A 14,228-nucleotide genomic window follows, 5' to 3' on the forward strand; every position below is an offset into this window, starting at 1 on the left:
AGGTAATAATAATTTATATGATAAAATAACATGAAATATAATTTTGTCACGATTAATACACTATTATTTTAGTATGATTAATAGATGTTGTCAATAGAAAATAATAGTGTATTTGTTATGATAAATATTTAAGTGTATTATTTATATTTATTATAGTATTTTTTATAAGTGTTAAGATTTTATCATTAATATAGAGCACTTTGAAAATATAATTGTTTTAAAAATAAAGTAAATAATGATTGATTTTGTGTTTATTATATATTATTATGACCTTTATAAGGGAGGTCTTATAATGCTCGCAGATTATCATGTACACAGTGAATTTAGTGATGACTCAGTTTGTCCAATGGAAACTGTTATAAAATATGCTATAGCTCAAAAACTAGATGAAATTTGTTTTACGGAACATATTGATTATGGTGTAAAAACAGATTTAAATTGTGATTGTGAAAAGTCGTTAATGAATTTTAAGAAATATAGACAGATATATAAAGATAAGATTAATTTAAAATGGGGCATGGAATTTGGTATTCAAACAAAAACTATAGACCAGTATAAAGAACTTTTTAAAAAATATCCGTTTGATTTTATAATATGTTCATGTCATCAAGTTGATAATTTGGAATTTTGGAACTATGAATTTCAAAAAAATAAAACGCAAGCACAATATAATCTTAGATATTATGCAGAAATTTTAAATGTAATAAGACAGTATAAAGATTATAGTGTAATAGGTCATTTAGACATGATAAAACGATATGATGAATGTGGAGATTATCCATTTGAAAAAACGGCTCCAATTATTGAAGAGATATTAAAACAAGTTATTGCTGATAAAAAAGGTATTGAAGTGAATACATCTTGTTATCGTTATGGAATAAAGGATTTGACACCGTCTATAAATATTTTAAAAATGTATAAACAATTAGGTGGTGAAATAATAACTATTGGTTCTGACGGACATAAAGAAGGTCAATATGGCTTTAAGATTGCAGAAACGCAGAAGATATTAAAAGATTTAGGTTTTAAATATTTTTATACTTATGATAAGATGCAACCAATGGCACATAAATTATAAAAAAGAAATTAATAAAAAATTGCACTAGTAAAGTTAAATAGATAATAACTTCTAGTGCAATTTTTTTATTATAGTATTGAGAAAAACAAGTTTATTAAAATCGGTACAGCGACGGAGCAAAGTACGCCATTTATTACGGATATGATAATAAATTCTTCTCCGCTGTATTTTATGAGCATGGGAAGTGTTGTATCTTCGCTAGTAGCACCAGCAGCAGCAATAGCACAATACGTATTGAGGTATTTTACGAGAAGTGGAATCATTAAAAAGGCGATGATTTCACGCAGTAAATTGCTCAGAAAAGCAATAGTCCCAACCTGTGCACTTGAAAGTGCTTCAAGCATTACACCAGATAGACTGTACCAACCCATGGCGGCACCAATTGACAAACTATCGACAAGGCGCATGTCGAATAAAAAGCCACAGACAAAACCGCCAAATACAGAACCTACTGTAACACCGATAGGTATTAATAAAATGCTCAAATTATAATTTTTTATCTTTTGAATGATGGTTTCATTCATGCCAACGCTTATGCCGACAGAAAACATCAATATATACAGTAGATAATCTGCTATTAAACCTAAATAATCATGATATTGAGCTGAAAAAAGAAATTGACCACAAATTATTCCTATGATAAGTGCTATTAAAGCTATATATACCACTTTATTTATTCCCCTTTACGATAAATTTTCGGCTAAAAAAGTAAACGATAGCTACCGAAAAAGCAGTAGGTATAATGGCAAAAATTAAACTTTGAAAGCCCATTGTAATCATTTTTTGAGCAAAATCATCTATACTACCTAAGTTTATTCCCATGATGAAGATGATTAAAGCGACAATTATTATTTGTATTTTTCCGTTTAATACAGTGATATTTTTCTGCGTCGAGCTTTTAAGACGTAACATAAAATAGCCAGCAATGGCACCAACTATCATTATTAAAGATTCTATCAATTATTATTACTCCTTTAAAATAAAATTTTATGGCAATCTATATAGATTTAAATGTGATTGTAAATAGATTTCAAATGTGCGTGGCCATGGAAAAAATGTTTCAGCTTGTAAATATCTGATGGTCAATTTATAAATTCCATCTGGTGTTTGTACTGCGATAGGTTGCTGTGCTGATTTGCTATGCCATAATGCCCAAGTTCGTTTATTCATATCTTGTTGTAGTAAGTCATTCATCCAAATATAATTGTGTTCCATATCCAAATCATTTACATTTTCATAGCCATTAGTGCGCAAGGTAATATTTAAAACGTCAATTATTTCCTTTAAATAATAATAATCCTCTAATATGCGATTGTATAGTAACGTCAAGCGATTGTATTCTAAAGCTAAAATATCATTTGTAGTATTAAACTCTGGTCTGCTTGCCTTATAGATAATGGCATTGGCAAGTGCTGTGCCAATGGAATTGCTCGCCGTATTCCAACCAGCATAAGCTACTAAATTATTTATAGGTACATTTTCCTTTAATAGTTCAGGAAACACTGTTTCACTTGCTGAAAAATGTTTGCTTAAATCAACAAGAGCTATTTTTTTCCCTTGAGCAAGGTATTTTTTTATCTCTACAGCTGATTTATATTGAGTCGATAAATTATCATCATTTCCAATAAATACATATAAAATTAAGCCCGCTTTATCAGGTGAATTCACTTCTATAGCATTGGATAAATTTAATTTTTCTTTAACGGTTGAACCTACAGAACCAGCCATAAATGGCATGATAGTGCCTGCGGCTTTTTCATCGTTATAAGCGACGTATATTTTGGGTTGATAATTTGTCTTTTGCTGTACAAAATTAGCTAAAAGAGATAGAGCAACTTCATCAGCGCCTTTTGTAATCATGACTTTTTCTGACGGGATATTTACAGCGTGTAAATAATTTTGTAAACTGCGTTTTTCCATATTAGGCACGCCAAAATCTTCGCCATCATCTTGACCGATTATGAATTTTGTCAAAGTATTATCCTGTGTCAATTGGATTAAGTCCTTATTCATAGCGGTATTTTTCTTGAATAAATCAAGATACGTATTTAAATCTTCTTCTTTTATATCCTCTTTTAAATCTTCGACGAGTTTTATATCATCTACATTTTGAAAAATGCTTATTTCATCTAAAAGACGAGAAATCTTGATGATTTTTTTGCTATCACTCTCTAATGTCGGTGTTGGTGTGATGCGTGGTAAAATATTAAATGCGTAAATTGGTTTATCAGCTGCTTTTTGGCGCAATTCATGTAAAAATTTTATCAGCTCTACGCGCTCTGCATCAGTAGTCTGTGCTTCGCGCGAAGCAAGTAAACCACCATGGAGCAGTTGGTCAATAGAAATAATAGCACCATCTACTTGAGATATATTTTCTAGTAACCATTTTTGAATAGCTTTACTATCGCCTTTTTTAGTGTAATAATCCATGATTTCTGACGGTGGCGTTATGACTTCAATCCCTGCCATTTTTCCTGCATCGACGACCATTTTTTGACAAGGCGGTCTTGTATCTAATGGGATTAAAATTATTTTACTGTGATAATTTTGAGTTAGTTCAATGGAAGTAGCTGGGGGTAATTGAATATTTGTAATGTAATATATAATCATCAATGTTACAGCCAATATCGGCAGTAACCATTTTCTTGCAAATTGCTTCATAATTTCTCCTTAAAACACAATATAATTTATTGTATGAAATCCACTTTAGCCTGTCAAAAAAATTTATTAATAATATAAACTTTTTGCTATAGATAAATTTATATTATATAATAAACATGGGATATTGTTATTTTATAAATTCAATGTTTTTGTTTGATTTCATCTAATATAGCTCATTATTTTAGAAAGTCAACTAAAATAAATAATTGTATGTATCATATTTTAATAATGGTATGTATTTAATAAGGTGATTTTATGAGTGATAAAGTGAATAATAAGGTAACTGTGGAAATTTTTGGTGTAAAATATCCACTTAAAGGTGTAAACGATGTTGAAAGTATTCAAATGGCAGCAAAAATGGTTGATGAAAAAATGCGTGCCTTGTTGCGTCAAAATCAATATCTTCCACCAGATAGAATTGCTATGCTTACAGCACTTGATTTAGCAGACCAGTTAATAAGCTTAAAAAAAGATTATGATGAATTTTGGAATATTTTAGAAGAAAATCGTTCTGATAAAAAAAATACATAAATACTTTATAATTAATAATGTAAATGTAGTTGATAGTGGTAGGCAAATATTGTCCTACCATTTATTTTTATCAGTTGGTGTATTATAATAAATTGAGAAAATGACAGGAGGAAAAGTTTTTGATTGAATTATTAGCACCTGCGGGAAGTATAGAAGCTTTAAAAGCTGCTGTTGAAAGTGGCGCCGATGCTGTATATCTTTCTGGACAAATGTTTGGCGCGAGAGCATATGCCAATAATTTTGATGAACAGGGATTAAAAGAAGCAATTGAATTTGCACATTTACGCAATGTAAAAATTCATGTAACTGTAAATACATTAGTTGATAATGCTGAGATACCTGAACTTGTTGAATATCTGCGTTATTTATATGAAGTAGGCGCTGATGCTATACTAGTGCAGGATTTTGGCGTTGCTAAAATAGCTCATGAAATTGTGCCTGATTTGCCGATGCATGCAAGCACACAGATGACAGTCAATAATTTAGCTGGAGTTTTAGCTTTGCAAGAATTAGGTTTTTCACGTGTAGTATTATCGCGTGAAGTGACGCTTAAAGACATTCGTCATATTTGTCGTAATTGCAATGTTGAAATCGAAGTATTCGCGCACGGCGCATTATGCGTATGTTATTCTGGTCAATGTTTGATGAGCAGTATGATTGGTGGAAGAAGTGGTAATCGTGGTCGTTGTGCCCAGCCTTGCCGTCTGCCGTATTCTTTAGTTGATAAAAATGGTCAAAACGTATTAAAAGATGCTGGTCAATACTTATTAAGTCCACGCGATATGAATACGATTGAATTAATTCCAGATTTAATTGAAGCAGGTGTTGCTTCTTTAAAATTAGAAGGACGCATGAAAAAACCAGAATATGTAGCTGTCGTTGTAAATTCATATCGTCAAAAAATCGATGCATTTTATCAAAAAACAGATTTAGTGGAAGATGTACAAAAAAATCTATCACAGATTTTCAATCGTGATTTTACTACAGCTTATTTAGAGAAAAAACAGGGTAAATTCATGATGAGTGATAAACGACCAAATAACCGCGGTCGTCTTATCGGTCGAGTTGTGCGCTATGATGATAAATTGCGCCGTGCCATCATTAAATTAACAGAAGATATAGCTATCGGCGATACGATTGATTTCTGGGTAAAAGTCGGCGGTCGTGTCAATACAAATATAAGCAATATTTTTGTCAAAAATAAAGAAGTAACCGAAGCTACTAGCGGTATGGAAGTTTCTATACCTGTACCAGGTAGAGTTCACCCACACGATAGAGTATTTAAAGTATTTGACGCGAAATTAATGCAAAAAGCTAGAGCTTTCTTCACTACTAATGCACCAGTACGTCGCGTTGCACTCGATATTGAAGCTATAGCTAAACAAGGTCAACCGTTTAAGCTTAAAGCTGTAGATGAAAATGGCTACAGTGCAGAATCTACAAGCGATTTTATCGTTGAAACAGCTTTAAAGAGAGCTACTGATAAACAAGCTATTGAAAAACAAATGAATAGACTTGGCACGACTATTTATGAATTGCGTGATTTAACTTGTGATATCGATGATAATATCATCGTGCCAATGAGCGTTATGAATGATACGCGTCGCGTATTAGTTGAAAAATTGATGAATTTACGTCTTAAAGCATATGAAAGACCACAGTCAGTTGTCATGGACAATAAATTATGGCAACAGGATTTTAAACAGAATAATAATGAAATTGTACAACTAAAACTAGTCGTAGCTGTGGATACTTTGGCAAAAGTGCAGACTGCTGTAAAAAATGGCGCTGATATCGTATTATTCGGTGGCGATTCTTATCAACATGAATTTATTACACCAGATATGTATAGACAAGCAGAGCAAATTTGTCATGAAAATAACTGCAAAATAGCATTTGGAACGCCACGCATCATGCGAGATAATGAACAGACAGCATTTACTAAATGGCTGGAAAATATAAAAGATTTATCAGTCGATGCTATTTATGCTCATTCTTTAGCACAAATGTATTTAATTCGCAAAGTGAGCGATGTTCCAGTATATGCCGATTATTCCTTTAATACGTATAATGATGCTACTATTTCATTTTTAGCAAATTATGGTATCCAAGGTGCTACCGTTTCGCCTGAACTTAATTTTAAACAAATAAAAACATTATCAAAAGCTTCCGTGCTTCCACTTGAATGTATCGTTCATGGAAATATGGAATTGATGGTTTCTGAATACTGCGTTTTAGGTAGTTTCTTGGGCAACTTAGATAAAGGAACTTGCACAAAACCATGTGAAAAAAATAGATATTGGCTCTGTGACCGCAAAAATGAAAAATTCCCGATTGTCACTGACCAATTCTGCCATATGCACCTTTTAAACGCGAAAAAACTCAATATGCTGGCACATTTACCAGAATTTAAAGAAAGTGGCATAAATCGTGTGCGCATAGACGGTCGTTACATGGGTGATAAAGAATTAGCTACATTTACAAAATTGTATAAAGAAGTCTTAATCGAAGGCAAAAATCATATAGCACTCATGCCAGAAAATATCACAAAATATGAAGTAGATATCACTAGAGGTCATTATTTCCGCGGAGTAGAATAATATTATTCAGTGCAATATAAATTAGTGCATATCATTAATTTTGTTGCACTGACTATTTTAGGCATTTAAATATCGTTATAAAAAAATCTATTAACTATTGAAGCATTTTAGGAAAGGATTTAAATGAATCAATCTGTATTAAAAACTTTGGAATATCCTAAAATCATTTCTATGCTTAGAGATATGGCAACTTCTGCTATGGGTAAAGAAATGGCAGAAAAACTCTTGCCTAGCAATGATTTTGATGAAGTCAGTGAAAGAATTAGTCAGACAGAAGAAGCATGTAATATCTTAGTAAATGCAGAACCACCGTTTGGCGGTATACATGACATTCGTTCACTGCTGAAAAAAACTAAATTAGGCATAGTCATTGAAGTCGCATCTTTGCTCGATGTTTTAAATACAATGTACGCTATGCGTAATTTAAAGAAATTTTTCAAGGAATTAGAAATGGATAGCCCACAATTTAAGCAATGGGCGAAAAATATTGAGATTTTAGGTCAATTAGAACGAGAAATCGATAATATTGTTGATGAACATGGTTCAATGCGCGATAGTGCTAGTGTGGAACTCATGCGTATTAGACGAGAAATGAAATCTTCACAACGTCGCATCAAAACAAGCATTGATTCCATTTTAAAAAATCCTGATTACCAAAAGTATTTTCAAGATAATATTGTAACAATTCGAGATGACAGATATGTAATTCCAATAAAACAGGAATATCGCCAGCACTTCGCCGGCGTTGTTCATGACCAATCTTCTAGCGGTTCAACTTTATTCATCGAACCTATGGCAATTGTCGATTTAAACAATGATATAAAACAATTAGCTATTGATGAAAAACGAGAAATTGAACGTATTTTGGCAGTCATATCGGAAAAAATCGGCAAACAAGCAGAAATTTTGCTATCAAACTGCGAAATCATGGCACAGATTGATTTTGCTTTTGCTAAAGCTAAGTTAGCTCGCAAGATGCATGCGACTAAACCGGAATTAAATGATGAAGGCATTATAAAATTATTTAAAGCGCGTCATCCATTGCTTGATAGAAATAAAGTCGTGCCAATCGATATCAAAATCGGCGAAGGATATCGCACTTTACTCATAACTGGGCCTAATACTGGTGGTAAAACTGTCAGCATGAAAACTTTGGGACTTCTCGTATTGATGACTCAAGCTGGTTGCTTTATTCCTGTGCAATCTGGCTCAGAAATTTCTATTTATCAAAATGTTTATGCTGATATCGGTGATGAACAGAGCATTGAGCAGAGTTTGAGTACATTTTCTGCGCATATGACAAATATCGTTTATATTTTAAACAATATTGAACGTGAAGATTTATTATTAATCGATGAAGTAGGCTCTGGTACAGACCCAGAAGAAGGTGCAGCGCTTGCTATGGCTATCTTAGAACGCCTGATGCAAATCGGTGCAACTGTCATGGCTACGACACATTATAATGAATTAAAAACATTTGCCTACTCTACAGAAGGCATTGAAAACGCCAGTGTGGAATTTGATATAAAAACATTGCGCCCTACGTATCGCTTATTAATCGGCATCCCTGGCGCTAGTAATGCTTTTTCTATTAGCCGTCGTTTAGGTTTATCTGATTCTTTGATTATTCGCGCTCAGCAACTCATAAAAGCTGACCACGCTCAATTTGAAAATGTATTAAACACATTAGAGAGCGAAAAACTTTTATACGAACAAAAAAATGCTGATATTGCAGAACGTCAACAGCGCATTGAAAAATTAGAAAAACAATTAGCTGATATGAAGCAAGAAATGGCACGAAAAAAAGAACAGACTTTGCGCAAGACGAAAGAACAATGTGCTACACTGTTGCGTCGTACTCGTCGCGAATCGGAAGAAATCATCAAAGAATTAAAAGCACAATTCAATGATTTCGGCAGTAAGAAACGTCAAGAAGTAATCGATGAAGCGCGCCATAAACTCAGCCGTCGTTTAGATAAAGTAAATCAACCAGGCGATGACCCAAATAAACCAGGCGAAGCTGTCGATATTAAAACCATAGTTGTGGGCGACATTATTTACGTAAATAAATTGCGCCAAAAAGGTACAGTAATTGAGATAAATGGCAAAGACCTCACAGTGCAATTAGGCAGTTTAAAAATGAATGTAAAAGCAAAAGATTGTTCTTTTGTTTCTCATGCTGTAAAAGTAAAGGAAAAACCAGGCAAAAAAGCTGGTGGATTTAGTATGATTGCTAAAGTCAGTCAAATCAGTCCGGAAGTTGATATCCGTGGTATGATGGTCGATGAAGCAATCGATGTAGTTAGCAAATATTTAGATGATGCTGTCATCGCTGGACTTTCTCGTGTACTTATCATTCATGGTAAAGGAACGGGTGCACTTAGAAAAGGTATTCAAGAATATTTAAAACATCATCGCAATGTATTAAGTTATACTTTAGGTGATATGGATGAAGGTGGCAGTGGTGTAACTGCTGTGAAATTAAAATAGCCATGCTAAATACCGCTATTTATGATAAAATAGTAGTATTATAACAATTTTGAGGTGGATTATATGGACAAAGAGCCGCATAATGGTAAACGGCATACTAATCCCGCTAAACAACCGAAAAAAAATAGTTCTTTTAGCCTAAAAAAAATATTATTATTTATGATATCATTAATAATTGTAGTTTTTTTAGGGGTAGGATGTGGATTAGTAGCCATTGGCATGAGTGGAGATAAAGATGTTTCAGATATACATCCTCCAGCCTCTTCACAAATTTTTGATATGAATGGCAACCTTATTACGAATATTCATGCTACAGAAAATCGTACTTTGGTTTCATTGGATAAAATTCCTAAAAATCTACAAAATGCGTTTATTGCTGTTGAAGATAATCGTTTCTATGAACATAATGGCGTTGACCCACGAGGTATTTTACGTGCATTGTATTCAAATGTTGTCAGTGGTGAAGTTGCCCAAGGTGGTAGTACTATCACTCAACAATTAGCTAAAAATGCTTTCTTATCACAAGATAGAACGATAACGCGCAAGATACAAGAATTCTTTATTGCTCTTCGCTTAGAACAACAATATACAAAAGATGAAATTTTAGAGATGTATCTCAATCAAATTTATTTTGGTAGAGGTGCATATGGTGTTCAAGCAGCAGCACAGACTTATTTTGGCAAAGATGTAGACCAATTGAATTTATCAGAATGTGCTATGCTTGCGGGCATTCCACGTAGCCCAAATTATTATTCACCACTTAATAATTTAAGTGCTGCTATGGAGCGTCGCAGTGAAGTACTTGACCAAATGGTTAAATACGATTATATAACGCCAGATATGGCTGTTAAAACTAAAAGAGAGCAGCTTCAATTAGTAAATCCAAAAGAAGAAGAACAGAATAATACTGCTTCATATTTTATCGATTATGTAACACAGGAAATGATTGATAAATTTGGAGCTGATGCCGTCTACAAAGAAGGCTTAAAAATTTATGTGTCAATTGATATGAATATGCAAAAAGCAGCTGAACAATCCATAAATACATTGCTTCCAACATATTATGATGATGCTAATGGATTAAAACAGCCACAAGGTGCATTAATAGCAATTGACCCTACTACAGGCTATATTAAAGCTATGGTTGGTGGTCGTGGTACAGACCAATTCAATCGCGCGACAATGGCAGTACGTCAGCCAGGTTCATCATTTAAACCATTCACTTTTGCAACTGCCTTAGAAGCTAATATGACACCAGATACGACTATAGAAGATAAGCCGTTTAAATTAGGTGATTGGCAACCACAAAACTATAATCGTACTTTTAGCGGTACAGTTACAATGCGTCAAACGGCAATTAATTCGCTCAATGTACCAACTGTACGTTTAGCTGAAAAAGTTTCAATTGATAAAGTTTTGGCGACAGCACAAAATTTAGGTATTTCAACTTTAGTTATGAATTCTGCTCCAGGAGAGCCAAATGATAAGAATTTAGCTGCTTCTATTGGTGGTTTAACTCAAGGTGTAACAGTTCTTGATATGGCTGGCGCTTATAGTGCATTTGCCAATCATGGTATTTATACTAAACCAGTTGCTGTTGTAAAAGTTATTGACCGCAAAGGTAAAGTCATTTATGAAAATAAACCAGAAACTAAGCAAGTTCTTTCTGAACGAACAGCGACACTTTTAACAAGTATGTTGCAAGATGTTATAGCAAGAGGCACTGGTACTGGTGCTAAGATAAATTGTCCAGCAGCTGGAAAAACAGGTACAACGGATGATTATCAAGATGCTTGGTTTGCAGGTTATACACCAAATCTCGTAACTGTTGTTTGGATGGGCTGTGATGATAATGCTCAAATGCCAGGTGTTACAGGCGGAACTATTCCAGCTAAAATTTGGCAAAATTTCATGAATGCAGCACTTCAAAATGTTCCAGCTAAGAATTTTGATGGCTCGGATACATCTATTAGTAATCCAGTAACGAGTGTAGAGTCAGAAAAAGAAACAACTACTAGAGAACGCCGTTCATCAAGAGATAGAGACAATACTCCAAGACGAGATGAACAGCATCAAGATGGCATCAATGAACAACATCGCCGTCCAGTAAATGAAGCTACTCCAGATGAGCAAGAACCTGCTCCAGAAGTAGGACTATCATATGAACAAGAGGCTATTGAGCCTGAAAGACAAAATATTCCTGCCCCTAGTATTCAACAGGGAAAAGGTTTAAATTGATAGACATAGATATTTAGGAGGATTTTTTTAGTGAGTGTATTTGATACCCTTAAAGAACGCGGTTACTTAGCACAAGTAACACATGAAGAAGAATTAAAAAAAGCTTTAGAAAACGAACACGTAACATTTTATATGGGTTTTGACCCAACAGCGGACAGTTTACATGTAGGCCATTTTCTCGCTTTAATGGCAATGTCACATATGCAAAAAGCTGGACATCGTCCAATCTGCCTCGTTGGTGGCGGTACTGGTACAGTTGGTGACCCTTCTGGCCGTACAGATATGAGAAAAATGCTTACTGATGAAGATATTGAACATAATTGCAACTGTTTCAAAAAACAGATGGAACGTTTCATCGATTTTTCTGAAGGTAAAGCTTTAATAATCAATAATGGTGAATGGCTCCGCAAATTAAATTATATTGAACTTTTGCGTGATATCGGTCCTCATTTTTCTGTAAACCGCATGCTTGCTGCTGAATGCTACAAACAGCGCTTAGAAAGAGGTTTGACTTTCCTCGAATTCAATTATATGATTATGCAGGCTTATGACTTTATGGAATTAAATCGCCGTTTTGGTTGCGTATTGGAACTCGGTGGAGATGACCAATGGTCAAATATCATCGCTGGTGTAGAACTCATTCGTCGTAAAGAAGCAAAACCTGCTTATGGTATGACATTTAATTTGCTGACTAATAGTGAAGGCAAAAAAATGGGTAAAACAGCTAAAGGTGCATTATGGCTTGACCCGAAAAAAACTTCTCCATATGATTTCTATCAATATTGGCGCAATGTATCTGATGGTGATGTTGAAAAATGCTTAGCACTTTTGACATTCTTACCAATGGATGAAGTTCATCGTTTAGGTTCACTTCGCGACCAGCAAATTAATGAAGCTAAAAAAGTTCTCGCTTTCGAAGTTACAAAACTCGTTCATGGTGAAGAAGAAGCTCTCAAAGCTCAAGCTGCAGCGCAAGCACTTTTCGGCGGACAAGGTAATTTAGAAAATGCGCCAACAGTCCTTATCAAACCAGAAGATATTGGTAAAAAATTGCTTGATGTTCTTGTTGAAGCTAAAGTATTTGAATCAAAAGGTGCAGGTCGCCGTTTAATCGCTCAAAATGGTGTATCCATTGGCGATGATAAATGGACTGATGTTGAAAGAGTTATCACAGCCGAAGATATCGAAGGCGATGGTATGCTCGTTCGCAAAGGCAAGAAAAAATTCTATCGTTTAATTAAAGCTTAATGATAAAAATGAAAAAGGCTTAGCTGTAATTTATAGCTAAGCCTTTTTTTCTATCAAATCTTTATTTATATCAACAATCCTAAAAAACTAAAAATATAAATGTTATATATCAATTTTGAACTAATATTTTAAGTAAAATAAATAGATGTTTATGTATTATATAATGTTTATAAGTAAATTTACTGTTTAATACTGCATTTTTATTTATATAATCTGCATTAGTAATAATGCTTTATATATTTTCATCAATTATACAAAGTATTTTTTGCAATGTTTTATGCACTTTTATTGATTTTTTATTGTTTTAAAAAGTATATAATATCTTTTGTAACAAATACTACTAATTAAACAAACTGTCAGTTGTATAATTATGTGTAAAAACACAATCTAAAAATATGAATAAATTGTATATAAAATTTAAGGAGAACAAATTATGAAATATGATTATTATAAATACCATGCATTAGGAAATGACTACATTATAATAGATCCAAACAATGTAAATTTTAAATTAAATAAAGATTTGATAAAACTTATTTGTCATAGAAATTATGGTATAGGTTCTGATGGCATATTATTTGGACCTATATTCAACGATAAAAATGAAATTTATTTTAAAATATTTAATCCAGACGGTAGTGAAGCTGAAAAAAGTGGAAACGGAATAAGAGAATTTGCTAAATATTTATTTGATGAAAAATATATAAATGAAAAATCTTTTAAATTACATACTTTAGGAGGCCCTGTAAATATAGAATATTTAGATAATAATGCAAATCTTATAAAAGTAGATATGGGAAAAGTTACTTTTGATAGTAAATTAATTCCTACTAAATTTTCTACAAAAGAAGCTATTAATTGTCCACTAGAAATCAATAATAATATTTACAATGTATCTTGTGTTTCTATAGGAAATCCTCATTGTGTTATTTTAATGGATGAAATTTCTAGTCAAATAGCACAATCTTTAGGACCTATGATTGAGAATAATAAAATGTTTCCTAATAAAATTAATGTACAATTTCTGCAAATACTCGACAAAAATAATATTAAAATAGAAATTTGGGAACGTGGTGCAGGATATACTTTAGCCTCAGGAACAAGTAGTTGTGCTACTGCTTCTGTTGCTTATAAATTAGGATTAACAACTAATGATATAAATGTTCATATGCCTGGTGGTAACATTAATATTCATATAAATAATGATTGGAGTGTAAATTTAATAGGCAATGTAACAAGTGTAGCATATGGTAATTTTTCTAAAGAATTTTTCTTACAAAAAATTAATTTGTAAATTTAAAATATCCAAGTTAAAATATCATAGATTTTAGATAAAACAAAAACAGCAGTTTTAAAAGCCATTAATTACTTTTAAAACTGCT

10 protein-coding genes are annotated in these 14,228 nt (G+C 32.9%); 7 read left to right on the top strand and 3 right to left on the bottom strand.

What is annotated here, in order from left to right; genetic code table 11:
• Positions 1 to 292: 292 nt before the first annotated feature.
• The gene (locus CKV65_RS02205; protein ID WP_027889272.1) at positions 293 to 1,078 is read left to right on the top strand and encodes a histidinol-phosphatase HisJ family protein; all 786 of its coding nucleotides are present in this window, start codon (positions 293 to 295) and stop codon (positions 1,076 to 1,078) included.
• Positions 1,079 to 1,146: 68 nt separating this feature from the next.
• Here the strand turns inward: CKV65_RS02205 and CKV65_RS02210 are convergent, their stop codons facing one another.
• From CKV65_RS02210 to CKV65_RS02220, 3 genes are read right to left on the bottom strand one after another with little or no spacing between them, the layout of a single operon-like run.
• Positions 1,147 to 1,746 carry a LysO family transporter gene (locus CKV65_RS02210; RefSeq protein ID WP_027889273.1) on the bottom strand — a complete coding sequence of 200 codons (600 nt, stop codon included), beginning with the start codon at positions 1,744 to 1,746 and terminating at the stop codon, positions 1,147 to 1,149.
• 1 nt (position 1,747) lies between these two features.
• Complete coding sequence (locus tag CKV65_RS02215) at positions 1,748 to 2,038, bottom strand: hypothetical protein (RefSeq protein ID WP_027889274.1); 291 nt, start codon at positions 2,036 to 2,038, stop codon at positions 1,748 to 1,750.
• 27 nt (positions 2,039 to 2,065) lie between these two features.
• The gene (locus CKV65_RS02220) at positions 2,066 to 3,739 is read right to left on the bottom strand and encodes a DUF4127 family protein (RefSeq protein ID WP_027889275.1); all 1,674 of its coding nucleotides are present in this window, start codon (positions 3,737 to 3,739) and stop codon (positions 2,066 to 2,068) included.
• A gap of 255 nt (positions 3,740 to 3,994) precedes the next feature.
• Between CKV65_RS02220 and CKV65_RS02225 the strand changes: the two genes are divergently transcribed.
• The 6 genes from CKV65_RS02225 to dapF all read left to right on the top strand — a co-directional run bounded on the left by CKV65_RS02225 (position 3,995) and on the right by dapF (position 14,140).
• The gene (locus CKV65_RS02225) at positions 3,995 to 4,270 is read left to right on the top strand and encodes a cell division protein ZapA (RefSeq protein WP_036254238.1); all 276 of its coding nucleotides are present in this window, start codon (positions 3,995 to 3,997) and stop codon (positions 4,268 to 4,270) included.
• A 119-nt stretch (positions 4,271 to 4,389) separates the two neighbouring features.
• Positions 4,390 to 6,870, top strand: a complete 2,481-nt coding sequence (locus CKV65_RS02230; RefSeq protein ID WP_027889277.1) for a U32 family peptidase — start codon at positions 4,390 to 4,392, stop codon at positions 6,868 to 6,870.
• A gap of 123 nt (positions 6,871 to 6,993) precedes the next feature.
• Entirely contained in the window at positions 6,994 to 9,360 is a 2,367-nt protein-coding gene (locus CKV65_RS02235) for an endonuclease MutS2 (RefSeq protein WP_027889278.1), read from the top strand.
• 63 nt (positions 9,361 to 9,423) lie between these two features.
• Positions 9,424 to 11,598 carry a transglycosylase domain-containing protein gene (locus CKV65_RS02240; RefSeq protein ID WP_027889279.1) on the top strand — a complete coding sequence of 725 codons (2,175 nt, stop codon included), beginning with the start codon at positions 9,424 to 9,426 and terminating at the stop codon, positions 11,596 to 11,598.
• 30 nt (positions 11,599 to 11,628) lie between these two features.
• On the top strand, positions 11,629 to 12,846 hold the full coding sequence (gene tyrS / locus CKV65_RS02245; protein ID WP_027889280.1) for a tyrosine--tRNA ligase: 1,218 nt from the start codon (positions 11,629 to 11,631) through the stop codon (positions 12,844 to 12,846).
• A gap of 433 nt (positions 12,847 to 13,279) precedes the next feature.
• On the top strand, positions 13,280 to 14,140 hold the full coding sequence (dapF, locus tag CKV65_RS02250; protein WP_027889281.1) for a diaminopimelate epimerase: 861 nt from the start codon (positions 13,280 to 13,282) through the stop codon (positions 14,138 to 14,140).
• The last annotated feature ends 88 nt before the right edge of the window (positions 14,141 to 14,228 follow it).

The sequence above is a fragment of the Megamonas hypermegale genome (assembly GCF_900187035.1).
In the GTDB taxonomy this organism is placed as follows: Bacteria; Bacillota; Negativicutes; order Selenomonadales; family Selenomonadaceae; genus Megamonas; species Megamonas hypermegale.